At 67.0% G+C, this 24719-nt stretch carries 30 protein-coding genes; 17 read left to right on the top strand and 13 right to left on the bottom strand.

The window, feature by feature from the left end; genetic code table 11:
• Window positions 1–179: 179 nt before the first annotated feature.
• The 4 genes from ACLJOO_RS31525 to ACLJOO_RS31510 all read left to right on the top strand — a co-directional run bounded on the left by ACLJOO_RS31525 (window position 180) and on the right by ACLJOO_RS31510 (window position 2657).
• On the top strand, window positions 180–992 hold the full coding sequence (locus ACLJOO_RS31525) for an aldo/keto reductase (RefSeq protein ID WP_410791187.1): 813 nt from the start codon (window positions 180–182) through the stop codon (window positions 990–992).
• Window positions 989–1117, top strand: a complete 129-nt coding sequence (locus ACLJOO_RS31520) for an Lrp/AsnC ligand binding domain-containing protein (protein ID WP_410791186.1) — start codon at window positions 989–991, stop codon at window positions 1115–1117. Before ACLJOO_RS31525 ends, ACLJOO_RS31520 begins: the two co-directional genes overlap by 4 nt.
• A gap of 100 nt (window positions 1118–1217) precedes the next feature.
• Window positions 1218–1979 carry a polysaccharide deacetylase family protein gene (locus ACLJOO_RS31515; RefSeq protein WP_410791184.1) on the top strand — a complete coding sequence of 254 codons (762 nt, stop codon included), beginning with the start codon at window positions 1218–1220 and terminating at the stop codon, window positions 1977–1979.
• 39 nt (window positions 1980–2018) lie between these two features.
• A complete protein-coding gene (locus ACLJOO_RS31510) occupies window positions 2019–2657 on the top strand; it encodes a hypothetical protein (RefSeq protein ID WP_410791182.1) in 639 nt (212 codons plus the stop codon).
• 201 nt (window positions 2658–2858) lie between these two features.
• Here ACLJOO_RS31510 and ACLJOO_RS31505 read toward each other — a convergent pair whose 3' ends face one another.
• On the bottom strand, window positions 2859–3044 hold the full coding sequence (locus ACLJOO_RS31505; RefSeq protein ID WP_410791181.1) for a hypothetical protein: 186 nt from the start codon (window positions 3042–3044) through the stop codon (window positions 2859–2861).
• A 90-nt stretch (window positions 3045–3134) separates the two neighbouring features.
• On the opposite strand from ACLJOO_RS31505, the gene ACLJOO_RS31500 reads away from it, so the two are divergent.
• Entirely contained in the window at window positions 3135–3497 is a 363-nt protein-coding gene (locus tag ACLJOO_RS31500; RefSeq protein WP_410791179.1) for an ArsR/SmtB family transcription factor, read from the top strand.
• A gap of 32 nt (window positions 3498–3529) precedes the next feature.
• The gene (locus ACLJOO_RS31495; protein ID WP_410791178.1) at window positions 3530–3793 is read left to right on the top strand and encodes a hypothetical protein; all 264 of its coding nucleotides are present in this window, start codon (window positions 3530–3532) and stop codon (window positions 3791–3793) included.
• 83 nt (window positions 3794–3876) lie between these two features.
• Here the strand turns inward: ACLJOO_RS31495 and ACLJOO_RS31490 are convergent, their stop codons facing one another.
• From ACLJOO_RS31490 to ACLJOO_RS31465, 6 genes are all read right to left on the bottom strand, one after another.
• Window positions 3877–4323: a SidA/IucD/PvdA family monooxygenase gene (locus ACLJOO_RS31490; protein WP_410791177.1), complete on the bottom strand. Its 447-nt coding sequence runs from the start codon at window positions 4321–4323 to the stop codon at window positions 3877–3879.
• A gap of 86 nt (window positions 4324–4409) precedes the next feature.
• On the bottom strand, window positions 4410–5024 hold the full coding sequence (locus tag ACLJOO_RS31485) for an SIMPL domain-containing protein (protein WP_410791176.1): 615 nt from the start codon (window positions 5022–5024) through the stop codon (window positions 4410–4412).
• Window positions 5025–5072: 48 nt separating this feature from the next.
• Entirely contained in the window at window positions 5073–5348 is a 276-nt protein-coding gene (locus ACLJOO_RS31480; RefSeq protein ID WP_410791175.1) for a DUF167 domain-containing protein, read from the bottom strand.
• A 32-nt stretch (window positions 5349–5380) separates the two neighbouring features.
• On the bottom strand, window positions 5381–5539 hold the full coding sequence (locus ACLJOO_RS31475; protein WP_410791174.1) for a hypothetical protein: 159 nt from the start codon (window positions 5537–5539) through the stop codon (window positions 5381–5383).
• 363 nt (window positions 5540–5902) lie between these two features.
• The gene (locus ACLJOO_RS31470) at window positions 5903–8539 is read right to left on the bottom strand and encodes a hypothetical protein (protein WP_410791172.1); all 2637 of its coding nucleotides are present in this window, start codon (window positions 8537–8539) and stop codon (window positions 5903–5905) included.
• Window positions 8540–8636: 97 nt separating this feature from the next.
• Window positions 8637–9650, bottom strand: a complete 1014-nt coding sequence (locus ACLJOO_RS31465; RefSeq protein WP_410791171.1) for an aldo/keto reductase — start codon at window positions 9648–9650, stop codon at window positions 8637–8639.
• A gap of 119 nt (window positions 9651–9769) precedes the next feature.
• On the opposite strand from ACLJOO_RS31465, the gene ACLJOO_RS31460 reads away from it, so the two are divergent.
• The 8 genes from ACLJOO_RS31460 (at window position 9770) to ACLJOO_RS31425 (ending at window position 17265) form a co-directional block, all read left to right on the top strand.
• A complete protein-coding gene (locus ACLJOO_RS31460; RefSeq protein ID WP_410791170.1) occupies window positions 9770–10789 on the top strand; it encodes a zinc-dependent alcohol dehydrogenase in 1020 nt (339 codons plus the stop codon).
• Window positions 10786–11547 (top strand): SDR family oxidoreductase, encoded by a 762-nt coding sequence (locus ACLJOO_RS31455; RefSeq protein WP_410791169.1) that lies wholly within the window; start codon window positions 10786–10788, stop codon window positions 11545–11547. The genes ACLJOO_RS31460 and ACLJOO_RS31455 overlap by 4 nt, the downstream gene beginning before the upstream one ends.
• Window positions 11548–11665: 118 nt before the next feature.
• Window positions 11666–13039, top strand: a complete 1374-nt coding sequence (locus ACLJOO_RS31450) for an ABC transporter substrate-binding protein (protein ID WP_410791168.1) — start codon at window positions 11666–11668, stop codon at window positions 13037–13039.
• A 1-nt stretch (window position 13040) separates the two neighbouring features.
• Window positions 13041–13982, top strand: a complete 942-nt coding sequence (locus ACLJOO_RS31445) for a carbohydrate ABC transporter permease (RefSeq protein ID WP_410791167.1) — start codon at window positions 13041–13043, stop codon at window positions 13980–13982.
• Between the two features lie 2 nt (window positions 13983–13984).
• On the top strand, window positions 13985–14887 hold the full coding sequence (locus tag ACLJOO_RS31440; RefSeq protein ID WP_410791166.1) for a carbohydrate ABC transporter permease: 903 nt from the start codon (window positions 13985–13987) through the stop codon (window positions 14885–14887).
• 28 nt (window positions 14888–14915) lie between these two features.
• Entirely contained in the window at window positions 14916–16097 is a 1182-nt protein-coding gene (locus ACLJOO_RS31435; RefSeq protein WP_410791165.1) for a mandelate racemase/muconate lactonizing enzyme family protein, read from the top strand.
• Window positions 16094–16432: an L-rhamnose mutarotase gene (locus ACLJOO_RS31430; RefSeq protein WP_410791164.1), complete on the top strand. Its 339-nt coding sequence runs from the start codon at window positions 16094–16096 to the stop codon at window positions 16430–16432. Before ACLJOO_RS31435 ends, ACLJOO_RS31430 begins: the two co-directional genes overlap by 4 nt.
• A complete protein-coding gene (locus ACLJOO_RS31425) occupies window positions 16429–17265 on the top strand; it encodes an amidohydrolase family protein (RefSeq protein WP_410791162.1) in 837 nt (278 codons plus the stop codon). The genes ACLJOO_RS31430 and ACLJOO_RS31425 overlap by 4 nt, the downstream gene beginning before the upstream one ends.
• On the opposite strand, the gene ACLJOO_RS31420 is transcribed toward ACLJOO_RS31425, so the two are convergent.
• The gene (locus ACLJOO_RS31420; protein WP_410791161.1) at window positions 17250–18032 is read right to left on the bottom strand and encodes a FadR/GntR family transcriptional regulator; all 783 of its coding nucleotides are present in this window, start codon (window positions 18030–18032) and stop codon (window positions 17250–17252) included. The genes ACLJOO_RS31425 and ACLJOO_RS31420 overlap by 16 nt on opposite strands.
• Window positions 18033–18042: 10 nt before the next feature.
• Window positions 18043–18423, bottom strand: coding sequence for a winged helix-turn-helix transcriptional regulator (locus tag ACLJOO_RS31415; RefSeq protein WP_410791160.1), 381 nt, complete (start codon window positions 18421–18423; stop codon window positions 18043–18045).
• Between the two features lie 80 nt (window positions 18424–18503).
• Here ACLJOO_RS31415 and ACLJOO_RS31410 point away from each other — a divergent pair, with 80 nt between their 5' ends.
• On the top strand, window positions 18504–19208 hold the full coding sequence (locus tag ACLJOO_RS31410) for an SDR family oxidoreductase (protein WP_410791159.1): 705 nt from the start codon (window positions 18504–18506) through the stop codon (window positions 19206–19208).
• Here ACLJOO_RS31410 and ACLJOO_RS31405 read toward each other — a convergent pair whose 3' ends face one another.
• Window positions 19209–19979: a hypothetical protein gene (locus ACLJOO_RS31405; protein ID WP_410791158.1), complete on the bottom strand. Its 771-nt coding sequence runs from the start codon at window positions 19977–19979 to the stop codon at window positions 19209–19211.
• Window positions 19976–20512 (bottom strand): RNA polymerase sigma factor, encoded by a 537-nt coding sequence (locus ACLJOO_RS31400; RefSeq protein WP_410791156.1) that lies wholly within the window; start codon window positions 20510–20512, stop codon window positions 19976–19978. The genes ACLJOO_RS31405 and ACLJOO_RS31400 overlap by 4 nt, the downstream gene beginning before the upstream one ends.
• Before the next feature lie 157 nt (window positions 20513–20669).
• Here ACLJOO_RS31400 and ACLJOO_RS31395 point away from each other — a divergent pair, with 157 nt between their 5' ends.
• On the top strand, window positions 20670–21047 hold the full coding sequence (locus ACLJOO_RS31395; protein ID WP_410791155.1) for a hypothetical protein: 378 nt from the start codon (window positions 20670–20672) through the stop codon (window positions 21045–21047).
• A gap of 1 nt (window position 21048) precedes the next feature.
• Here ACLJOO_RS31395 and ACLJOO_RS31390 read toward each other — a convergent pair whose 3' ends face one another.
• Window positions 21049–21825 (bottom strand): hypothetical protein, encoded by a 777-nt coding sequence (locus tag ACLJOO_RS31390; RefSeq protein ID WP_410791154.1) that lies wholly within the window; start codon window positions 21823–21825, stop codon window positions 21049–21051.
• 188 nt (window positions 21826–22013) lie between these two features.
• Here ACLJOO_RS31390 and ACLJOO_RS31385 point away from each other — a divergent pair, with 188 nt between their 5' ends.
• Window positions 22014–23954: a glycoside hydrolase family 15 protein gene (locus ACLJOO_RS31385; RefSeq protein ID WP_410791883.1), complete on the top strand. Its 1941-nt coding sequence runs from the start codon at window positions 22014–22016 to the stop codon at window positions 23952–23954.
• Here ACLJOO_RS31385 and ACLJOO_RS31380 read toward each other — a convergent pair whose 3' ends face one another.
• Window positions 23955–24695, bottom strand: coding sequence for an orotate phosphoribosyltransferase (locus ACLJOO_RS31380; RefSeq protein WP_410791153.1), 741 nt, complete (start codon window positions 24693–24695; stop codon window positions 23955–23957).
• Between the last annotated feature and the right edge of the window lie 24 nt (window positions 24696–24719).

Below are 24719 nucleotides of genomic sequence, written 5' to 3'. Positions count from 1 at the left end.
GATCGCCGTGCTCGGTGTGTGTTTGGGGCCTACACGGTCGCCACAGCCAACCGGTTCACGGCGATTTCCCGTCAGTTCACAAGTAGTTGCCTAGGGCATCAGAAGTGGAGGTTGAACCGGATTGTCCAGGCATCCGTGTACCGTGCATGGACGGGTAGCGTCACCGGCAGGAGGCATGAATGAAGGAACTCGTCGGGCGGGTCGCACTCGGGGTCGCGGGCTTCTCGTTCGCGCCCAGGGACCGCTCCGCCGATCTCGCGACGATCCGGGCCGGCATCGAGGCGGGTACGGCGATCCTCGACACCGCGCGTGCGTACGCGCACGTCGATGTGCCGTCGTACGGCGAGGAACTGGCCGCCGAGGCCGCTCGGGGTACGGGCGTGATTGTCGGAACCAAAGGCGGTCATTCGCGAACCGGCCAATCCACCTGGGATGCCGACATCAGCGCGGACCGGATCCGGTCCGACGTCGAGACGAGCCTTCGGACGTTCGGTGGTGAACGCCTCGAGCTGTACTACCTCCATCGAGTCGATCTCGCCGAACAGCCCGTGGAGGAGGGCGTCTCAGCGCTCGCGGAGCTGCGCGACGAAGGCAAGCTGGCCCGGGTCGGCCTGTCGAACGTCACCGTCGCCGACCTCGAGCGGGCGGCCGCGGTCGCGCGCGTTGACGCCGTACAGAATCACCACAGCGCCATCGGACGCGAGTCGCGCGACGTGCTTGCGTGGTGCGAAGCCAACGAGGTCCCGTTCTTCGCCTACTCGCCGCTCCGGCCCTCGACCGCGGCGCCGTCACTACATCTCGCCGCCCTGGCCGATGAACGCGGCGTCTCCCTGCAACGCCTGCAACTACGTGCCTTGCTGGCGTCATCGCCCGTACTGTCCGTCGTCTCCGGCGCAACGCGACCGGAAACAGTCCTCGACTCCTTAGCCGCAGAATCCGAGCCCTGGGACGAACCCCTGGCAACTGCCTACGCCGCTGACCAGGTCAGTTGATCACGCCGACGCGAGACCTGGGCGCCTACGAGGACTTCCACGCGAACAAGCTCGCCAGTCTCCCCGGCGTGGCCGCGGTGACCAGTTACGTCACCATGAAGACACTCTCCGCCGACAACCGGTAGACCTCGGCCACTCTTCCGATGCCGGTGTGAACTTTCTGCTGGGCGGCGGCGTCGATGGTGGTGACCAAGACGGTGTGAGTGCGGTGAATCGGGGGACGTGATGGGGAGCAGGTTCGGGTTGCCGATCGGGCTCGCGGTTGGTGCGGCGGTGGCGATTGCTTGCCTGCACACCGCATTCGCGAGTGAGGGTCAGCCGGCGAGCGCGACCGAGGCTGCACCGCGCGCCGCGGCGACCCCGACTCCGGTTCAAGCCGGCAAGCCGACGTCCGCGAAGCCGTCTCCCACAGCGTCCGCAGAGCCGTCCGCGGGACCGGTGAAGCAGGCGGCCGGGAAGGTCGTCTACCTGACGTTCGATGACGGACCGGACCCGCACTGGACGCCGCAGGTGCTCGCCGTACTTCAGGCGCACAACGCGCACGGCACGTTCTTCATGCTCGCCGAACACGCGAACGAGCATCCCGACCTGGTCGACCAGGTCCGTGCCGCCGGCAACAGCATCGGGAATCACTCGGTGTCGCACCCGCAGTTGCCCAAGCTTTCGCCCGCCCAGTTGCATCACCAGGTCGCGGACGGAGTGCGGTCGAAGTGCTTCAGGCCGCCGTACGGCGCGACGAACGCCGCGGTCCGTGCCGAGATCCGGCGCGACGGAATGCAGCAGGTCTTGTGGGATGTGGATCCGCAGGACTGGGCGCGTCCCGGTACGGCGACGATTGTGCAGCGTGCGCTGGCCGGCGCGCACCCCGGCGCGATCATCCTGATGCACGACGGCGGCGGCAACCGCGTCCAGACCGTCGCCGCATTGGACCAGGTACTGACGACCCTGTCGGCCCGCGGTTACACCTTCGCCACACTGTCCTGCTGAGGTCCGCGTCCTGACCGGCTGGTGTGGTTGGGTCGGGGTGTGGGCTCGAGCGATGTCATGCGGCGGAGTCGGCGGGCGCAGCTTGCGGTCTGGGTTGTGTACGTCGGGATCCCGGTGATCTTCCTGGCGCTGACGCTGCTGATCAGCGCGCTGGCCGACGCCGACGTCTTCAACTGGCAGGCGGGGGTGATCCCGCTCGCGGTGATCCTGGGCGGCTGGTTCTTCCGGGGGGCTGTTCTTGCCGGGGCAATTATCGGTGGGCTGATCGGCTACGGGATCGGTTGGTACGGCGCGCGTACCTTGCTGCATCCCGCCGTCGCGGAGCTCGCAGAGACGCCGTACGTCCTGACCTTCACGATGCGCGGGCAGGTCAAGCTGAGCCTGGTGCTCGACGGCCGGAAGGTCAGCCTGCAGACGAGCATCAGGATCAGGACTGCGGACGGCGACAGTACGAGCGTGCGGGCCAACTGGTATCCGCTCGATGCCGTCCGGGGAGTGCGCGACGTGATGCTGTCGGGGACGGAACGGCTCGAGTACCCGATCGCGATGGACAAGCCGCCGGTCAGCAGCCCAGGGCCGGCGCTGATCCTGACGGTCGGCGGGGCCGACTGGATCCTGCCCCACGACGAGGCGCCCGTCCTCGCCCAGATCGTCAACCGTCGGATCGGCGCCCCATAGCTCAGGTTGCTCGAGGTTGCTCGTCCTCGGGCAGCGGGCGCACGTGCACCCGGGATCCAGAGGCTGCGGCTTGGCGGACGAGTTCGGTGACACCGGCGGCGTCCGTCACGGCCCGGGTGGGTGCGGTTCGGTCGTGCTTTGTATAGGTCACTTCGTAGAGAGCGGCGGTCTCCAAGATGTCCCCCCAGACGGTGTGGTCGTTCAGGCGTGCTCGCCGGCGCCCTCCGACGGAACGGTGATGCCGTTCTCCAGAGCTTGGCGAAGGAGGCTGTCGAGTTCGCCGGCGTAGATGCGCTCGGCGTCGAGGTCCCCGGTCTGCTGGGCAGCGCGGAGTTGGTCCCGGGCGGAGGTGATCCGCCGGTGCAGTTCCGCGGTGAACGTGTCCATGGTGGAGCTACCTTATGCACGAGTTGCAGAATTCTTCAATTCGTGATCGCATGAATTTCGCAAGGTAAGGGAGCGAGTGGAGGGCGGAGGATGACGACACCGCTGCACCAGTTGAAGGCGGAGTTCTTCAAGACACTGGGGCATCCGGCGCGTATCCGCGTCCTGGAGCTGTTGAGCGAACGCGACATGGCGGTCAGCGAACTCCTGCCGGAGGTCCGCCTCGAGGCCTCGAACCTGTCCCAGCAGTTGGCGGTCCTGCGCCGGGCAGGTCTCGTGACGGCCCGCCGCGAGGGTTCACAGGTGTACTACGCGTTGACCAGTCCGCAGGTGGCCGAGCTGCTCGCGGTGGCCCGAGGCATTTTGACCTCGGTGTTGTCGGACCAGGTGGAGCTGCTGGACGGCCTGCGGGCGGACTCCGTTCCTTCCGGTCCAGTACGGCGGGCAGCCCGGTGAGCGCACCTCTGAAGCGGCGACAGCCTCGCCCGATGAAGATCGAGACCGTCCAGAAGTGGGTCGCCTCGGTGATCCTCTTTCATGTCGGCAGCGTTCCGACGGTGTCGCTCGCCGTGTACAGCATCGGATTCACCGACACCGAGCGCGGTCGCGGGATCGGTCTGTGGCTCATGTCGGGCGTGATCGGTCTGCTGACGGTCGCCGGTATGCGCCTCATTCACCAGCGCACACCCTTCTCGCCGTGGCTCGTCCTGGGCATCCTCCCGACCGCTGTCACCGGCTTCTACATCTTCTGACCTCGTTGCCTTGGGCGACTTTCGGTGGTTGCGAGGCCCGGTCAGGGATCTGGGGGAGGGAGATCGCCTGACCGGGCTTCGGTTCAGTGGGTGGTCAGTTCGGGGGAGTGGCGGAGCATGCGGAGGGCTCGCGGCCGCACCGCGATGCACTCACACCCCAGTTGGATCCGGACCCGGGTGAGTGAGTCGGCAACCCAGCGCAGGGACTCCGCAAACTCGACCTGGTACGGCGTGAACGTACTCATGTTCACGAACTCGTCGAGCCGGCCGGTCTCGAACAGATGATTCAGGAACGAGAACCGGCTGCATGGATCCCGCTGCGTGACCAGATCCTTGAGAAACGACACCTGACTAGTCGCCCACGTCATCAGCATCCCCGGCTGCCACTCGATGCTCGTGTTCCGGTCGATCAGCAGGGCATTCGCCGCAACCTCAGGCGCCAACTCCTCCAACGCAACCGCAAGCCCCAAATTAGAAGGCCCGGCCCCGACCGCCAGCAGTTCGACATCGACAGACCTGTGTTCCGACATGTTCGCCTCCGGTCGCCGTCACCTGTCCTTCGAGGAGCCCCGCTGCGGCCACCGTTGATACACGCCGGGTGTCACGTCTGCCCAACTCAGGACCAGGTGAAGTGGACCTCGAGGGAGACCTCGAGCTTTGTGTCTCCGGGAGTGATGTGGATTTCGGACTCCCATCCCGCCTGGGCTCCTAGCGCCTGTTCGTGGAAGCCGTGGTGGCCGTAGGTCTCCGAGATCGCGGTGACCTCGCCGAGGGTTCGGTCGGCCAGTTCGGCCAACTCCTCGGCCTTCGCACGTGCCTGGCGGAAGGCCAGCGCGCGAGCTCGGGTCAGGAGTGCGGACTTGTCGCCGACGTCGAAGCGGATCGCGTGCAGATCGAGACTGTTCCCGGCCGCATCCTCGGCCGCGTTGAGCAGCCGCCCGAACCCGAGCAGGTCCCTGCTCGTGACGGTCATCGAATGCGCCGCGCCATACATCCGCGGGTGCCCCGGCTCCCGGTAGTTCTGGGAGACCTCGACCTCGGTGGTCCTGATCGCCGACGTGTCCACACCGGCCGCGCGCAATGCTGCCATCACGGCATCGGTACGCTCGGCCACCTCGGAGACAGCATCCGACACATCGCCGGCGTGATGAACCACCGCCAACGACATCCGCAACACGTCCGGCGGCGCACTCGCCTGCCCGGAGCCAACAACTGTTATCCCTGCATCCATCCCAACAATCTAGAGCGGTGGCTGCGCACGGTCTGCCTGCTGGACGTTTTAGCTGAGGAGCCTGTCGAGGCTCGACTGGATGTTGCTCTCGTCGCCCTCGACGTCGACGAGTTTGTCGCGGCTGGTGGAGCCTCGGACCAGCGTTACCGCGGAGCGTCGTACGCCGAACGCGGTGGCGACCGCTTGTAGTACAGCCTTTGTCGCCTGGCCCTCCACAGCGCGGGCTGGCACTGCGACCACGAGGGCCGGTCCGGCCGGACCGTCGTACCGGCCGCCGACGCTGGTCCGGGAGGCGCCCGGTTTGACCCGGAGCAGGATTCGCATGAGTGAATTCTCGCCTGCGCGCCCCAGACCCCTCAGCGGTTGGCTGCCTTGCGGCGGACGAAGCCGACGGCGCTGGTGCCCAGGAACAGCACGATCGCGATGATTGCCAGCCACAGCAGGCCTTTGATGGCGAACCCGACGATCGCCAGGACGAGCCAAAGGGCGAGGAGAACGATCAGCAAGACGAGCATGACCCACCTCCTTTCGGTACATGGCCAGAGTCCACCGTCTGCTGCACGATGTCCACCACTGCGCCCCGGGACCCACCAGTGCGCGACCTACTGACCTGATCCGGATCTGCCTCGACAGTCCCCGTGAATCGGGTCGTAGTCGCTGAATGCGATCGGTCAGGTACGTGGTGCTGCTGCTGACTCTTCTCGGCTCGACGGGCGTCGGCGCGGCCCTCTGGAAGCCGAGTGGGCGCTGGGCCTACTCCTCCCACTGCTCGGCGTGATCGCCCTCGGAACCCTGGCCGACTAGGGGGTCGGATCCGCAAGTCGGGCGGGCCGCAGGCCCTCCACGCGAGGGTGGAAGGCCTGCGGTCATCAGTGGACCTAGCCGGGGAACTTGACGGAGTCGAACTGGTTGATGGCGGATTGGTTCACGTCGTGTGAGGTGGAGAAGATGCCGGCGTCCTGCTGTGCTGCGGCCGACGTCAGGGTTGCCGGTGCGCCGACTGGGACGTAGTTCTTGCCGTCGTACGAGTACGAGGCGCTGAACGACGTACCGGATCGAGTGAGCTTGACCCAGACGGGACGGTAGCTGTCGACGGTCGCGCGGGCGTCGGTGTCGAGGTAGCCGTCGCCGTTGGCGTCCCACTCGAACACGACACCGTTGCGGGCTGTCGCCGCGACCACGGCGTACCCGGCCGAGGATCCCGCCTTCGTCATGTCGTTGCGGACCATGACTCCGGACTTGGCCCAGGCGTTGGCGTCGTTGACCGAGACGACCCGGGCGGAAATGCTGGCCTGCGGTGCGAACGAGCCGGCCTTGTAGATCGAGCCGAACTGGTCGTCGTGCTGTCCGCCGGCGCCCCAGATGTCGGCGCCGGCGGCCGCGATCCCGAAGGCTCCGCCGTTCTGGCCGAAGTACGAGCTGACAGCCGATGCCCCTGTGGTGGCGAGCCCGGGTTCGACGGCCGCGTTGACCGGGCAGCCGCTGAAGCCGAACTGGTTCGCGTTGAGCGACGTCCGGTACTGCGGTGCGACACCCGATGCGCAGATCACGTCGCGTGCGCCCTGCGGCCAGTTGGCGCCGCTGATCTTGAGGTTGTTGATCAGCTTGTTGTTGTGTGCGGCGGCGTTCGGCGCGGAGACGCCACCGGAGTTGTACCAGTTGTTCTGGATGACGTTGTCGCTGGTGTTGTTCCGGAGGCTGTACGCGTTGGTGAACACGAACGAACCGCCCTGGACTACGTTGTTCTCGTAGGTCATCGAGCGCGAACCCTCGTCGAGGTACAGGCCGACTCCCGAGATGTTGAACAGGTAGTTCTTGCTGACCACGGTGCCGGGGCTCGCGGACAGGTTGTAGACCGATCCGCCGTCGGCGAAGCGTGCCTTCGTGTTGTGTACGAGGTTGCCCTCGACGCGGTTGTCCTTGAGCGTGGTCGGTGTCGAGTAGAGCGTGTTCCACTTGTAGTAACCGCGGTCGACGTAGTCGTTCGACCCCCCGGCGTCGTTGATGCCCCAGCCGTAGCCGGTGTCGATGCCGTCGTACGGGACGTTGGAGACCTCGTTGTGGAGGATGCGGGCGTTGGTGACGTAGGTGCTGAGGATGCCGCTGTTGTCCTTGTAGTCGACCGCGACCCGGTTGATCGTGTTGTTCTCGATGAGGATGTCCTGGTTGGTCATCCGCGGGTCGCTCGGGTGGTGTGCGTCGGGCAGTACGCCGCCGACCGCGACGCCATGGCCGCTGTTCTCCACGAACCGGTTGCCGACTACGTCGATGTCACTCGCACCGAGCCCGACTCCGGTCACGGTGGCGTTCGCGTCGTTGCCGATCCCGAGCGCCGACTGTCCGAGGTTGGTGAACGTGTTGCCCGTGAACGAGATCCGGCTCGCCGCCGACACCTGCACCGCGGCGGGTTCTTGGTACCAGCTGGTGCGCGCCCGTTCGAACATCTCACAGCCGCGCGAGCAGCTCGTGAATGCGTCGGCGGGGCGGTAGTCGTAGGCGCCCTTGATGAACAGCCCGTTCTGCTGGTCGGCGTACCCGTCGACCGAGGGGCCGAGCCACGACGTACCGGAGAACTGGATGCCCTCGAAGGCGAGCCCGGTGACCGGCTGATCGTAGGTGCCGCCAATGCTGATCAGCGACTGCAGCCGGGGGAGCTCGACGTCGAGCTGGTTCGGGTCCACACCGTCGGCAGGCTTGTAGTAGAGCTTGCCGCCCGTTGGATCGATATACCACTGACCGACCTGGGTGAGGAAGCTCAGCGAGTTGTCCAGGTACCAGCTCGGCCCCGCCAGGAAGGAGTTCTGGACCGTGTCCCAGCCCCAGGTGTTGTTGTCCCAGGCCGGCTGCGCCATCGTGATCTGGGTGGCGCTGATGCTCTGCACCGGCGAGTACCGGTTGGTGAAGTCGCCCAGCGACTCGAACTCGATCCGGCTCTGGTCGGGAAGGTTCGCGAGATAGCTCAGGGCAGGGTTCTTGATGGTGAGGCCCGTCGCCGTGGGGGTGACGTCCGCGTTGGCGAGGCGGATGGACGCGCGCGGAGCGATCACGCCGTTCACGAACAGCTGGCGGGTGTCGAGGCCGGTCGGGGTGTCCGCCACCCAGATCCCGGGGCCGGCGTCGGACTTGGACCAGCCGCTGACCTTCGACGCGCCCGTGATGACCGGGTGCGCGCCGGGCGCGGCGGTCCAGTGGATGGTGTGGTCGCCGCCGCCGTCCTCGGCGTCGAACCGGAGCGGCGCCGAGAGGCGGTAGTTGCCGTCGGCAAGTTGAATGGTGACGTCGCCGTGCTTCACGGCCGGGCGGATGACGTGCTGTGCCCGCTCGAGTGAGCAGGGCTTGGCCTGGCTGCAGTGCCCGGAGTCCTTGCCGTCCGGTGCCGTGTAGTAGACCGTCGCGGGCCCGGCCTGGGCGCTCAGCGGGCTGAGCGCCGCGGCGATGACGGCGCCGGCGCCCACCAGCGCCAGCACGGCCGATCCGCGTCTCCTGGGCATGGTCGAGCGTCGCGATTCAGACATCAATGTCATGTTCGATCGCTTCCTGTTCTAGGGGGCGTCGATACCCCGGAACAGAGTTAGCATACGTATGATGTTTGCGACAAGACCTCGTATGGGTCTAGCTCGTCCGCGCGGGATCTGGGGCGAGACCACTCGAGTGCAGCTCCTCCCAGAGCGACTCCGGAATGTCCGTCCGGTAGCGGTCCGCCGTACTCCGCACGTGCTGCTCGGTGCGCATCCCGGTCACCACCGACACGACCGCCGGATGACGTAACGGGTACTGGATGGCGGCCGCGGGAAGACTCACGCCGTGCCGCTCGCAGACCTCGGCGACACGGACGGCCCGCTCGACTACGGCTCTAGGTGCCTGCCCGTAGTCGTAGTGCGCGGAGCTGTCGACCGTCGTCGTACTGAGCAGGCCGGAGTTGTAGACCGCCGCGGCGACCACGCCGACGCCGCGCTCAGAGGCAAGGGGTAGTAGATCGTCGAGGGCTGACTGGTCGAGAAGTGTGAACCGCCCGGCGACCATGACGACATCGACGTCCGTCCGCCGGACGAACTCGGTCAGCATCGCCGACTGGTTCATGCCGGCACCGATCGCACCGACCACTCCCTGATCCCGAAGCTCAACCAGGGCAGCGATTCCGGTGGACGAGGCCGGCTCCCAGTGGTCGTCCGGATCGTGCAGATAGGCGAGGTCGAGCCGGTCCGTACCGAGCCGCGCGAGCGACTGCTCCACGGAACGCAGGATCCCGTCACGACTGAAGTCCCAGACCCGCCGCTTCGTCGCTGGTACGACGAAGCCGTCGTCGTCGAGCCGATCGGCCGTCTCCGGGCTCTCGACCAGCAGCCGTCCAACCTTCGAGGAGACGAGCGCATCGGTGTCGTGCAGCGCTTGTCCGAGCCGCTGTTCGGAAAGACCGAGGCCGTAGTGCGGTGCCGTGTCGAAGTAGCGGATCCCCGCTTCGAGTGCGGCCGCGACGGCGTGCTGCGAGGCCTCGGCGGTCGTTTCCGTGAACAGGTTGCCGAACTGGGCGGCGCCCAGGCCCAGCTCTGTGAGGTGGTGGCCGGTCCGCAGGCGCCGGGTCGGCAGCGGGGGAGGGGGTGCGTCGGGAACGTGGTCACAGTGCATGGCTGCGGAGGATATCGTAGTTTGGTATACGTATTACGTTTGTGTTGATCCTGGGTTACGCTCCCCACGCCGCCGGCCGTTTCGGTCGCGGTGCCGAGCGAGAAGGAAGTGAGACAGCGATGTTGGCGGTGAACTACGTGGGCGACCGGACGATGACGGTCGAGGAGCGTGAACCGGCCGATCTTCGTCCGGGTGAGGTCCGCATCGCCGTGGCGTATGTCGGCATCTGCGGCACCGACCTGCACGTGTTCCACGGTGACATGGACGGCCGCGTCAGCAAGCCGGCGACCATCGGGCACGAGATGTCGGGCACGATCGCCGACCTGGGTCCAGGTGTCGAGGGCTGGTCGATCGGTGACCCGGTGACCGTCATGCCGCTCGTCTGGGACGGCACGTGTCCCGCATGCCGTGCCGGAAACGAGCACATCTGCCAGCACCTGGACTTCATCGGCATCGACAGCCCTGGAGCTCTCCAGCAGTACTGGAACGTCCCGGCGTCGACTCTGGTGCGGCTGCCCTCCACGGTGTCGCTGCGAGACGCCGCGCTCGTGGAGCCGGTGGCCGTCGCGGTCCACGACGTACGTCGGTCAGAGCTCGGCGCCGGCGACAAGGCCGTCGTCATCGGGGCGGGGCCGATCGGCGTGTTGATCGCGACCGTCGCTGTCGCGTTCGGTGCCGAGATCGTGATCGCGGAGATCGACCCTGCCCGCCGGGCCACCGCCGCTGAGCTGGGACTCGCGACGCTGGATCCCTCGGCCGTCGATCAGGCCGCCTGGGTGGAGGAGTGGACCGGTGGCGCCGGCGCGGACGTCGTGTTCGAGGTCTCGGGCGCTGCCGCCGCCGTTCTGGGTGCCACCGATCTGGTCAAGGTCCGCGGGACGCTCGTCGTGGTGGCGATCCACCCGCAGCCGCGCCCGCTGAATCTGCATCGCGTGTTCTGGAGAGAACTGCGGATCCTCGGTGCGCGGGTCTACGAGCGACGGGACTTCGAGCGCGCCGCGGAACTCGTTGCCGATGGCACCATCCCGGCGACGAAACTCGTGACCGATGTCGTGCCGCTGACCGAGGTCCAGTCGGCTTTCGGTGTCCTCGAAGCAGGGCAGGCGATGAAGCTGCTCGTGGAGCTGAACGCCTCATGAATCCGTTCGATCTGACCGGCCGGCGTGCTGTGGTGACGGGTGCGAAGCGGGGGATCGGTTTCGCTGTCGCCGAGGCGCTGGCGACCGCGGGGGCCGACATCGTCGGGGTGTCGGCCACTCTCGACCCCGCCTCCTCGGCGATCGGGGATCGCGTGCGTGAGCTCGGCCGCGACTTCTCCGGGTACCGCGTGGACTTCGCTGACCGCGCCGCGGTGATCGGGTTCGCCGAAGCGCTCGCCGCGGACGACCGTCCGGTGGACATCCTGGTCAACAACGCCGGTACGATCCGCCGTGCCCCCGCTGCCGAGCACCCCCTCGACTGGTTCGACGAGGTGCTGGAGGTCGACCTCACCAGCACCTTCGTGCTCAGCCAGATTCTCGGGCGGCGGATGCTGCAGGTCGAGTACGGCAGCATCGTCTTCACGGCCTCTCTGCTGTCGTTCCAGGGCGGTATCAACGTGCCGGGCTATGCGGCCGCCAAGTCCGGCGTGGCCGGGCTGATCCGCGCGCTGTCCAACGAATGGGCGGGCCGCGGCGTGACGGTGAACGGCATCGCCCCCGGCTACATCGCAACCGACAACACCCAAGCGCTGCAGGACGACCCAGACCGCTCCCGGGCCATCCTCGAGCGGATACCGGCAGGGCGCTGGGGTTCGGCGGCGGACATCGCGGGCGCTGCCGTTTTCCTGGCATCGGATGCCGCCCGCTACGTCTCCGGGACGATCCTTCCGGTCGACGGCGGGTGGCTCGGCCGCTGACGTACTTCACCTCTGTTCTCCCGTCGACGGCAATGGTAAAACGTCATACGTATGCTCTACAGTCGGGCCAAGCTCCACTCCGAATCGTCTAGCGGAGTCGACAAGACAAGGACATCTCATGGTCGGAATCCACACGGCGGTTCGGGCGCGCCGTAGGTCGGCGTTGACCGTCGCCGGGCTCATCGCCGGAACCGCACTCCTGGCGCTCGCCGGATGCGGCGGCAATACCAGTTCGGCGAACGGGTCGTACGGCTTCCCGGAAGCCAAGCAGGACAGCTCGTCGACCATCACGGTCTGGGTGGACGCGGACCGGCAGGCCGCCGCGAAGGCGTTCCAGAAGGCCAACCCGGACACCAAGATCGAGGTCGTCTCCTATGACGGCTCGGCGAACGGATCCAACTCGTTCCGAACGAAGATGCAGCTCTTCGACCGGGCCGGTAGCGGCTGGCCCGACGTCGTCTTCTCCAGCCAGAACAACGACGCGGCGTGGGCCAGTCAGAAGAGTGGCGGGAAGGAGGCATTCGCGGCCGTGCTGAACAAAGGTCTGGTTCCTGGTGACACGCTCGCGAAGTTCACCGAGGGATCGCTCAACCCGTGCACTGTGGACGGTCAGGTGTACTGCCTCCGGAACGACCTCGCGCAGGCCGTGCTCTGGTACAACAAGAAGCTGATGGACCAGTTCGGCTACGCCGTTCCGACCACCTGGGAGGAGTACCAGGCCCTCGGGGAGAAGGTGGCGAAGCAGCACCCCGGGTACATCATCGGCACCGCCGGCGACGCGTGGACACCTGAGGTCTTCCTGTGGGCCAGCAAGTGCCAGGCCAATGGCATCACCGGCCCGAAGTCGGTCAAGGTGAACACCGACACGACCGAGTGCAAGCGGGCGGCGGCGATGCTCGACACGCTGCGCGGCAACGGAACCGTCCCCGTCGTGAGCGTCTTCACCCCGGAGTTCGTGAAGAAGTACACCGGCAAGGTGCTGATGATGCCCGGTCCGGCCTGGTACGCCGGGGCGATCTTCAACAACCCGCAGTCGCTGAACGTGCCCGCCGGCCAGCTCGGCATCGCCGACCCGCTGCCGTGGAAGGGCGACGACAAGGCCGTCACCGGCAACGTCGGCGGCGGGACGTGGTTCGTCTCCAGCCACTCGAAGAACCTCGCGGCCGCCGAGAAGTTCGTCCAGTTCGTCACCACTGCCGACGACTACCAGGTGAACGTCGCGCCGGGTTACCCCGCTTACGCGCCGGCCGCGGAGAAGTGGGTCGCGAAGCAGGAGTCCAGCAAGTACTTCGCGACCTCGCTGCAGCCGGTGGTCACCGCCGCCTCGGATGTGTGGGACGGCTGGGGCTACGGCGTCTTCAGCCAGGAAGCGATCTGGGCGAAGACGATGACCACGGGAGTCACCGGTGGCAAGTCGCTCGTCGACCTGTTGCCGACGTGGCAGCAGGCGATCGAGAACCAGGCCAAGGTCAACGGATATTCGGTGAACTGACATGACCATCGCTCCACCGAGCGACCAGCTGACCGCCGGCGCCTCCGAGCGCCGGCGGCCGGCCCGGCCCAACGGCCGAGCACCTGGTCGCACACCGATCGGCTACGCCTTCGTCTCGCTGTACGCGCTGCTTGCGCTGGCCTTCGGAGTAGTACCCTCGCTGTACGCGGTCCTGCTGGCGTTCACGAACGCTGACGGCGGATTCGCCGGCGTCAGCAACTTCACGAAGGTCGTCGGCGACTTCCGGTTCTGGCCCGCCGTGCTCCACGTGACCATCTACCTGGTCATCTGGCTCGTCGGGCTGGTCGTCTTCGTCGTGGGTCTGGCGTTGCTCGTCCACGCCGTACGGCTCCGCTGGGCGAGCACGACCCTGCGCTTCGTCTACTACCTCCCCGGCGCCCTGGCAGGCGCATCCAGTGTCCTGCTCTGGCTGTTCGTCCTCGACCCCACTGCCAGCCCGGTCAGCGGCCTGCTCCGGTTGTTCGGCTTCGACAGTTTCGTAGCGGTCATCCAGCCCGGGAACCTGCCGGCGATCTTCGCGATCATCGCGTTCTGGACCGGAGCCGGCGGGTGGATCGTGATCATGTACGGCGCTTTGAACAACATCAGCACCGAGATCCTCGAGGCAGCCCAGGTCGACGGCGCGGGCGCCGTACAGATCGCGCTCCGGATCCAGCTTCCGCTGCTCCGCAAGTGGATCGCTTACATGGGAGTCATGTCCCTGGCGGCCGGCACCCAACTGTTCGTCGAACCGCAACTGCTCAGCCAGGCCAGCAACGCGGTGGTTCCGAACGACTATTCGCTGAACCAGCTCGCCTACCAGTACGCGTTCCAGCAGAACGACTTCAACGGCGCAGCCGCCATCTCCCTCATCCTGCTGGTCGTCGCGCTTCTGCTGTCCTGGGTATTCGTGACCCGCGGCGGTCTTTTCGAGAAGGAATGAGTATGCCGGCCCTTGCCATCGAACGCCGCCGCGCGAATCTCCGGGGATGGAGCGGACGAACCATCGCGGGCGTCGTGATGACCCTCTTCGTCTTGTTCTTCGCCATTCCGATCGTGTGGTTGCTGCTCTCGGTCACCAAGTCCGCCAAGGCGCTCACCGTCTCGAACCCGTTCTCCGTGGGGTCATGGCACGACTTCGTCGCCAACTGGAATCAGCTGTTCGACTTCCAGGACGGCGCGGTCACGACCTGGATCGCAAACTCCGCTGTGTACGCCGTCGGTGCCCTGGTGATCACGCTCCTCGTGAGCATTCCCGCCGGGTACGCGCTCGCGCTCACCGAGTTCAAGCTGCGCCGGGCGCTCCTGGTGCTGACCCTGGTCGTGATGCTCATCCCCAGCACCGCGCTGGTGCTGCCGATCTTCCTGGAGCTGAACAGCATCGGCTTGATCGGGAGTCCGCTGTCGGTGATCCTGCCGATGTCGTTCTTCCCCTTCGGCGTGTACCTCACCTACATCTACTTCTCGACGAGCATTCCGCGTGACCTGCTGGCGGCAGCCCGGATCGACGGCTGCACCGAGTTCCAGGTGTTCGCCCGGATCGCGCTTCCGCTGGGCGCTCCGATCGTCGCCCTGGTCGCGTTCTTCAGCTTCGTGCAGAACTGGAACAACTTCTTCCTCCCGTTCGTGATGCTGCCCTCCAGCGACGGCTATCCCGTCCAGGTCGGCCTCACCTCGCTCTTGGCCGCGACCCCCGCGTTCAACCCCAGCTCGGCAGGATCCGACTCCATCCAGCTGCCCACCCTGGCACTGGCGACGATCGTGTCGATCCTGCCGGTCCTGATCGTCTTCCTGTTCTCCCAACGGTTCCTCGTCGAGGGGATGACGGCTGGAGGAACCAAGGAATGACCGCCCCGGCCCCCAAGGAGAACCACAGATGAAGATCACCGGCTACCGCAGTTTGAGCACCGTTCACGACTGGGGGAGAGTCACCGGCGACGTCAACGGCGTACAGAGCGACGAGACCACACCGGTCCCCGTCCTCATCATCGAGACCGACGCCGGCATCGAAGGCGTTGGCGTCGGCGCGCATGCGGACATCGCGCGCGTCTTCCCCGCGGTCGAGGGCGAGGACCCGCGATCGGTCGTGGCCCTGTACGACCGGATGCTCGACTGGGTGTTCAAGACCGGTCACTCCGGATCCATGTTCGGCACGATCGGGGCCATCGACATCGCCCTCTGGGACCTCAAGGCCAAGGCGGCCGACGAGCCGCTCTGGCGGACTCTCGGGGCTCGTGAACGGTTCGTCCCCGGCTACGCGTCCGGCCTCGAGTACGGCCTGACCGAGGAGGAGCTCGCCGAACTGTACGGCCGGTTCGCGGACCGCGGGTTCAAGGCGGGCAAGCTCAAGGGCGGTCGCGACCTGGACCGTGACCTGCCCCGGCTGGAGATCGTCCGGGAGATCCTGCGCCGCAACTCCCGCCGGCCCGCGCTGATGTTCGACGCCAACGAGTCGTGGAACCAGGCCCAGGCTGCCCGGTACGTCGGAGCTATCGAGGAGCAATTCGACCTCACCTGGGTGGAGGAGCCGCTGCGCCGGTGGGATGCGGCCGGACTGGCCGCCCTGCGCGGAAAGGTTCGGGCCGCGATCGCCAGCGGCGAGAACCTGACCGGGCTCGAGCAGTATCGCCCGCTGCTCGACGCCAAGGCCCTCGACATCGTCCAGGTGGGCAACGTGTGGGGGATCACCCACTTCCTCCGGGTGGCGACGCTGGCGCACGGTCACGACCTGCCGGTGAGCCCCGTCGCGTACAACACGAACCCGATCGCGCACGCGGCCGCCGCCGTACCGAACCTGCTGACCTACGAGGTCCAGGATCTGCATTTCCCCGTCGGTCTGGACGTCGATCAGGAGTTCGATGACGGCGGGATCATCCTGGGCGACCGCCCGGGTATCGGCATCGTCGTGGACGAGTCCCAGCTGTCACCGGGCAACTCCGCGGCGGTCGTTCCCGCAGCGACCGGACCGCACATCCGGCCTGAGCGCGCAGCTCTGCGGCTGGTGGCCGAGCCGGACGTGATCGACGTTCCCGCGGTACCGCTGAGGCCGGTCTCGTGACGCGCGCACCGGAGCGCCGGGCGTTCGTCGTCGGCGTACGTCCTGAGAAGCGCGACGAGTACCTGAAGCTGCACAGCGCCGTCTGGCCGGGCGTCGAGCAGAAGCTTGTCGAGTGCAACATTCGCAACTACAGCATCTTCGTGTTCGGCGACATCTTGTTCGCGTACTACGAGTACGTCGGCGACGACCACGACGCGGATATGCAGCGGATCGCGGACGACCCGGTGTCGCAGGAGTGGTGGACGCACACCGATCCGTGCCAGATCCGGATCGCCGAGGAACGGACTCCCGGCGCGTTGTGGCAGCCGATCGACGAAATCTGGCACCTCGGATGACCGTCGGCATCGACGCTCATGTGCACCTGTGGGATCGAGCTCTGGATCCGCAGGACTGGATCGATCCGCAGACCATGGCGCCGATCGCCCGCGACTTCGGCACGGTCGACCTGAAAGCGATGCTCGCGTCGACGGGACTCGAGCGTGCGGTCGTCGTCCAGTCGAGCAACAGCTTGGACGAGAGCGTCCGGCTTGCTCAACTGGATCACTCGGTGGTCGCCGGCCTGGTCGGTTGGGTCGACCTCACCGCGGAGGCCGGTCCCCAGCTTGATCGGATCCGCGCGAACGCGACCGTTCCCGTCGTCGGTGTGAGGCATTTGGTACACATCGATCCGGATCCCGAGTGGTTGTTGCGGGAGGACGTTGCCCTCGGCCTCGCGGCACTCGAGCGTGAGGGTCTTTGCTTCGACCTCGTCGTACGCGACTGGCAACTCCCGCAGGCGGCGCTCGTGAGCGGTCGCCACGAAGGGCTGCGGTTCGTGCTCGACCACCTGGGCGGCCCGCCGGCCCCCGGGGAGGACATCCGGGCCTGGGCGGCCGGCTTGCGAGAACTGGCTCGCCGTCCGAACGTGGCCGCGAAGGTCTCGGGTCTTGTTTCCGGATTGGCTCCGGGGTCGTGGCGTGGCGAAGATCTCGCCGACCGCGTGTCCATCGCCCTCGAGGCGTTCGGGCCCGATCGCCTCCTGTACGGCTCCGACTGGCCGCTGGCCGAACTCGGAGGTGGCGCGACGGCCTGGAAGTCTGCGGTGGACCAGCTGTTGGCCGGGCTGTCCGAGACCGAACGCCGGCGCGTACGCGGTGACAGCGCCGCCGAGATCTACGGCCTCTTCTGACTCCGCTTCCGGCCGCGCGCCCGAGGCGCGTGGTCGGACAGCCGACGGCGCTCCCACGATCCGTGAATGTGGGCGTGCATCGTCTTCTCGGCGGCGGCCACGTCGTTGCGCGCGATGGCCCTGACGATCGCCTCGTGTTCCTTGAGGGTCAGCTCCACCGCGTCGGGCGGGTTGATGCCCTGGTAGCGGCTGGACTCCACGGCGCGTTTGTAGATGTGCTTGGCGATGTTCTCTGCCAACCGGTTGCCGGAGATCTCCATCACTGCGTAATGGAAGATCACATCGGCTTGCCGGAACGAGTCCGTCTCCGACTCGCTCTCCCGCATGGCCGTCAACGCGTTCTCCAGCCGCCTGAGCTCCTCCGTGCTGTGCGAGCCGGCCACCGCGCCCGCCATCGCCGCCTCGAGGCTCGCGCGCACGACCGTCAACTCGTCGAGGACGCCCAGACTCTCGTCGTTGTCGATCAGGGCCGAGAGCACCACCGGGTCGAGCATGTTCCAGTACCCCGGCGCCCGCACCTGCGTACCCCGACCTTGCGAGACGGTCACCAGGCCCTTCTCCTCGAGGCGCTTCACCGACTCACGCAACACCGTCCGGCTGACGCCGAAATGCTCGCTCAGCGGCGCCTCCGGAGGCAGCAGATCGCCCTCTTTCAACCGGCCCGTGACGATGAGATCCACGAGCTCGGCAACGACCGAAACCCCGAGCCGACCCACGGGCAGACGTCGCGGGATCAACTGCACCGCGGGTATCGAGTCCTTCGCCATACGTATGATCTTACTGATCTTGAGCCCACCGCCCCGACGCCTCGCGGTGAGCGCGGGCGGCCTCGATGTCAGGGACGTGTTCCTCGGCCCAGAGCCGGACGGCGCGCAGCGGGACGAGGAGCGAGCGTCCAAGTGGTGTCAGGGCGTATTCGACGTGGGGCGGGTTCTCGGCGTACTCGTGCCGGCTGATGAGGCCGTCGATCTCCAGGGAGCGGAGGGTCTCGGTCAGCACCTTCGGGGTGATGCCTTGGATGTGTGCCTTCAGTTCGGTGAAGCGGCGCGGACCGTCGTCGAGGGCGTTGACGACGAACACCGTCCAGCGCGCGCCGATGCGGTGGAGCACGGTGCGGCTCGGGCAGGTCGCGGCCATCACGTTGTACGCCTTGCCCATCGGTGCTCCCAGTTTCGTTGAAGATACCGGTATCAAATCCATACTGTCGTGTCTCGATCCTACGAGAGGGAGTGAGACGCATGGAGCGGATCCTGGTCATCGGCGGTGCGCGGGCGCTGGGGGCGGCGGTTGCGCGGCGGGCGGCGAAGGACGGGTACGACGTGGTGGTCGGAGCACGTGATCTGGCCGCCGCGGAGGCGCTGGCGGGGGAGATCGGCGCGAGCGCCGTACGGATCGATCTGCAGGACGAGACGACGATCTCGGCCGCCGCCGAGCAGTTGGGGGATGGGGTCGATCACATCGTGACGACTGGTTCGGCGCCGCACGACGTTCGTGCTGTCGAACTGGATCGCGACAAGCTGACGGAAGCGTTCACAGCGAAGGTGATCGGACCGATGCTGGTCGCCAAGCATTTCGCGCCGGTGCTGCGTCCGACGGGTTCAATCGTGTTGTTCTCCGGCGTCGTCGGCTGGCGTCCCGGGCCGGGCTCGCTGGTCAAGGGCGTGACCAACGGTGCGGTCGAGTACGTCGCGCGCCATCTCGCGGCGGATCTCGCTCCGGTGCGGGTCAACGCCATCTCGCCCGGTGTCATCGACTCCGGCGCCTGGGACCGCCTCGGCGACAAGAAGACAGCCTTGCTGGACAAGAGCGCGACCGGCACGTTGGTCGGCCGCCACGGCGAGACGTCAGACGTCGTCGATACGGTGATGTGGCTCCTCCAGGCGGGTTTCATCTCCGGCGAGACCATCCACCTCGAGGGCGGCGCACGCCACAAGACCGGCTGATCAGAGGCGCAAGGTGACTGTCGCGGTGGTGCCGTCGCGGTAGGTGACCTGGACCGGGACGCCTGCTTGGTTGGCGTTGGTCAGGTCGTCGCCCGGCAGCCAGAGGGCGAACTGGGAGGCGTTGACGGTTGCGGTGATCTTGCCGCGGGTGGGGCTGGTGTAGGTGACGGTCGCGACGTCCGCTCCGGCGAGGCCGGCGGCTACCGACAGGTTGTTGTCGTCGATGGAGCCGGTGCCGAGGCTGATCGGGGTCAGGCCGCGTGGATTCGGGCGGTCGCCTGCTGGCGTTGTTCCGATGGACCCGAAGTAGCTGCGGAAGAGGTGCCGCGAGTCGTCGGTGATGCACAGTGCGCCGAACCCGTTCTGGTCAGCGAGTACGACGAGCGTCCAGACGCCGCGGCGTTCCGCGATCGCGGTGGTTGCCTTGGACAGCTGATCGCGATACTCCGGGCTGCCTGACTTCTGGTGCTTGCGGCAGGAGTTGGCGGCGTCGGCGCGCTCGTCTGCCGACAGTCCGGTCGGTGTCGCGGTCCAGGTGGCGAAGGCGCGGTCGCCACCGAGAGCTGAGGTCAGAACGAGTACGGCGGTCACCGTGGCAGCGATCGCGCCGGTTGCCGCGGCGATCCGGCTGGCAGGCCGCTTGCGTCGACGTACCGGTGTGGTTTCGGTCGCGAGGATCCGTCGTAGATCGGCCTGTGCGCGCGGGCTGTTCGGGTCGGCGTCGGTGACCGCCGGGTCCAGGGCCTTGAGGAGGTCGTCGATACGGGTCATGAGAGTTGCCTTTCGGGAGTGTGGGCCGGGGCGTGCCCGACGAAGGCGCGCAGCGCGCGGCGGGCGCGGCTGAGCCGCAACCGGAACGCGACGGGGGAGATGCCGAGGACGGTCGCGGCCTGGGGCGCGGTGAGGTCGTCGAGGACCGAGAGCGCCAGCGCCTCTTGATGGACGGCGGTGAGCTTGTCCCACGCTCGTCTGAGATCGACCTGCCGGGCCACGAGTTCGGTGTCGTCGGGGGCAACGGTTCTGATCTCGGCGAGACGTACAGCCAGTGCCGCCTGCCGTCGCGCCCCACGATGAACGTTGAGGATGACGTTCCGCGCGATGCCGAACAACCAGGCGCGGGCGTCCGGCAGAGTTGTCGGTACGTCGTCGGATCGGCGCCACGCGACCAGCAACGCCTCGGCCACGATGTCCTCGGCCTGTGCCTCCGGCACCCGTCGCTGCGCGAACCGGACGAGGTCGACGTACGTCGCCTCGAACAGCCCGACGAACCGCGCCTCCCGCTCCGGCGGTGAATGCTCACTCATAACCCGAACCTGTCCAGCACAGCCTTAGGTGTGTCGAGGCTACCCATAATCAAGTGTGGTGCGCCGGGCAACGGCCTCGGACTCCCGCGGGTCGTGCGCTCTCGCTCGTGGAGTACTGGGCGAACGATTTCGACTGGGCCGCGCGCACAGCTCCTTCGTGGAGATGTTGCCGTTGCTGGATCGGCTGGATGTCGACGTCGTGCCGTCGCTTCCGGGATTCCTGTACTCCGAACTCCCGGGCGGACCGATCGCAGCCGCCCTCGCCGACTCGCCGGTTGGTCTGGCGGCGTGGATCATCGACAAGTATCGCGCCTGGAGCGACTGCCACGGCGATCTCGAGTCCGTCTTCGACCGCGACACCCTCTGCACCGTCCTCACGCTCTACTGGACGACCGGATCCATCGGTACGTCGTTCCGCTCGTACTCCGACTATCGCCACAACGCGAAGCGCCCGAGGATCGACGTACCGGTCGCGGTCACCCTGAGCCACGAGCCCGGGATGGACGACTTCCCGCGCTGGACGCGGTGTGCGTGAGCTACCGTCGGCGGGCCGACGGGTTGAGGACGGCGATCAACCCGCCTAGGTGTTGCTCGAGGAGCCGGAGCCGTTCTTGCCGGAAGTCCTTGGTCTGCTCGAGGTCCAGCAGGAAGCTGGTTGCTGTATGCAACCACCAGGGATGGTCATCCGGCTCGTCGAAGAACGTGCGGAACTCCTCGTAGCCCATCACCATCCGTCGCGAGCCGATGTCTCGGATCATCGCCGCTCCGATCGCCCGCTGCTCCTCGCGGAAGATCAGCCGATCCGTCCAGTCCTGCCAGTCGGCCGCCTGATTCAGGTGCCCGTCAGCGAGTGCGGCGCGCAGTTTGCTGAGGAGCGCGTCAAGGGCCGCGTTGCCACGTCGGCGGCCGGTGTCCAGGAAGGTGACGTCCTGGCGATACAACTCCAGCCATCCGAGAAACGCGCAGAGACGGTAGGCGCTGCTGACGAGTTTGTAGCGCCGGAAGTACGGATCATCGCTCCCGACGGTCGCCAGGCGGCCAGGGTGCTGGTTCAGAACGTCGGAGCGCAGGAAGTCCGGTGGATAGACCCGAGCGATCTCCTGCGTTCGAGACAACAACTCAAGCCCCGACAGCGCGATCGGATCGCGGTATTGCTGATAGACGGCCCGCAGGGACCGGCGCTCCTTCCACCGATCGTAGGAGCGTGCGAGGACGAGCTCGCGCAGCACCAAGGCAAGAAGATTGCCTGCGACAGCGATCACCGCTGCGAACGCCGAGAGCCCGAGCAGCTCGGCATTCGTGAGTCCGAACATGAAACCCCCTTGCCGCCGGCGCTGAGCGGCGCTGAACAAGGCACCGTACTTTGTGTGGCGGGCCGCGTACAAGCAGCCACCGGATGGCAGTTCCGTCCGGCGCACCTTCGGTTCGGGGTGCGTCAGCGCGAGTGTTGTCGGTCATGATGGTTGGGGTGGCGGACGAGGTTCGTGCAATGGCGGAGGGGGTGGCCGTGACTGAGTCCCTGAGAGGTGTCGGCGATGGGTCGCATCCAGGGCCACGACGGAGTGCCTATCCGCCGATCGCCGACTACGCCTTCCTGTCGGATTGTGAGTCCAACTGCCTGATTGCACCGAGTGGTGCGGTGGAGTGGATGTGTTTGCCGCGGCACGACTCGCCCAGCGTGTTCGGAGCGGTTCTCGATCGTGCCGCGGGCAGCTTTCGGCTCGGGCCCTACGGCGTACAAGTGCCGGCGGCGCGGAGGTATCTGCCAGGCAGCCTGATGCTCGAAACGACCTGGAAGTCGCCGACGGGTTGGCTGATCGTCCGTGATGCGCTGCTCATGGGCCCGTGGCACAACGTTTCGGAGCGCTCGGTGAATCATCGGCGGACGCCGACCGATTACGACGCCGAGCACTGCATGCTGCGGACCGTCAAGTGCGTCAGTGGCGCAGTGGATCTCTCGATGGTGTGCGAGCCGATGTTCGGCTACGGCCGCCGGGAAGCGACTTGGCGGTACGACGGTCCCGGGTACGGCGACGCGGTGGCTGACTGCCCGGGCCTGGATCACGATGTCACTCTCAAGCTGACGACCGACCTACGGCTGGGTCTCGAGGGCCGTACGGCGCAGGCGCGGACTCGGATGTCGCAGGGCGATACGGCGTTCGTGGCACTCTCGTGGTCGGTCCTGTCGCCGCCGCGGATCTGGGCGGAGGCCGTCGAGCGGATGGGCCGAACGGCCGAGTACTGGCGGCAATGGATCAATGTCGGTGTGTTTCCGGATCACCCGTGGAGCAGACATCTGGTGCGCAGCGCGCTCACTTTGAAAGGACTCACCTTCGCACCCACCGGGGCGTTGCTCGCGGCCGCGACGACGTCCCTGCCGGAGACGCCGTACGGGGAGCGGAACTGGGACTACCGCTACTCGTGGGTCCGGGACTCCACGTTCGCGCTCTGGGGGCTGTACACGATCGGGCTCGATCGCGAGGCGAACGACTTCTTCTGCTTCCTCACCGAGATGTGTGACTGTGCTCAGGACATCCAGATCATGTACGGCATCGGCGGTGAACGCGAGCTGCCCGAGCAGATCCTCGACCACCTGACCGGCTACGAAGGCGCGAGACCGGTCCGGGTCGGCAATGCCGCGTTTCTCCAGTGTCAGCACGATGTGTGGGGAGCCATCCTCGACTCGGTGTACCTGCACGCCAGAACCCGCGATCAGGTGACGGAAAGCCTGTGGCCGTTCCTCAAGCAGCAGGCCGAGGCCGCGGCGAAGCACTGGCGCGAGCCCGACCACGGGATCTGGGAATCACGCGGGGAACCGCAGCACTTCACCTCGTCCAAACTGATGTGCTGGGTAGCGATGGATCGGGGTGCGAAGCTGGCCCGGCTGCACGACGAGCCCGGATTCGCGGACGACTGGGAGGCAGTCGCCGACGAGATCCGCGCTGACATCTGTGCCAACGGTGTCGACGACAGGGGAGTCTTCGTCCAGCGGTACGGCGCTAGCACGCTGGACGCCTCGCTGTTGCTGCTCCCGTTGCTGCGGTTCCTGCCGGCTGATGATCCGCGGGTTCGGGCCACCGTACGGGCGATTGCGGATGAGCTGACCGAAGACGGCATGGTCCTGCGGTACCGCGTCTCGGAGACCGATGACGGGATGCACGGTACCGAGGGGACGTTCACGATCTGCTCGTTCTGGCTGGTCTCGGCGCTGGTGGAGATCGGCGAACTGGCCGAAGCCACCGCGCTGTGCGAGAAGCTCCTGTCGTACGCCAGCCCGCTAGGTCTCTACGCCGAGGAGATCGACCCGCTCAGCGGCCGCCAGCTCGGCAACTTCCCGCAGGCCTTCACCCACCTGGCCATGATCAACGCCATCATGCACATCATCCGCGCCGAGGAAGCAGCCACCGGAACCGCCTTCGTACCCGCACACCAGCGACCCTGATCAGGCGGCGTGGTCGAGGAGCGACCAGCGGGGGTCGTTGTCGGGCCAGTGGTTGACGAGGGCGTCGACGGCGAGGTCGTGGGTCGCGGGATCGAGTACGCCGTGGTCGGTGGCTGCCGCGAGTACCTCGAGGTAGGTCGCGATGGACTCGATCGGGAGAGTCGTGGCGATCGGCGCGACCGACGTGGCGACGTCGCGCATGTCGACGAGGGTGAAGACACCGACGAGGTCCGCGCCTTCACTCTGGAGTTCGTCGGCGAAGGCCTCCAGCGCCGTACCCGACGAGACCGCGTCGTCGACGAGCAGTACTCGCCGGCCGGCGACGGACGCGCCACGGACGCGTGGTTCGCGGTCCTCGTGCCCGACGTACCCGGGCTTGCGGACGAACGCGAAAAGAAGGTCGCCGGCCAGCGCGACGGCGGTGGCGAGGGGGATGCCGCCGGTCTCCGCGCCGACGATGACGTCCACGCCGAGCCGACGGGCGAAGGCAGCGCCTGGCACGGCGAGGTCGTGCAGCAACCGTGGGTCGCCGTACGCGTTCTCGTTCGACAGCGGATGCAGGGGGAGACGGGTCTTCAGGTCCCAGTGCGCGATTCCGGGGCGGACGAGCCCCGGGACGGTGGCAAGCCGGGCGACGAGGTCCGTGCGCGGCTCAGGTACGGCGGTGAGGCGGGCAACGTCGGCCTGGTCGACGACCCTCACCCGGTGCGCGTTCGCCAGGCTGACTCGGTTGGTACTCATACCGTCGACGGTCCTACCGCCGCC

The organism is Kribbella sp. C-35 (assembly GCF_046549195.1).
In the GTDB taxonomy this organism is placed as follows: domain Bacteria; phylum Actinomycetota; class Actinomycetes; order Propionibacteriales; family Kribbellaceae; genus Kribbella.
The sequence above is the reverse complement of the archived record's forward strand: the minus strand, read 5'-3'. Positions and strand labels throughout refer to the sequence as shown.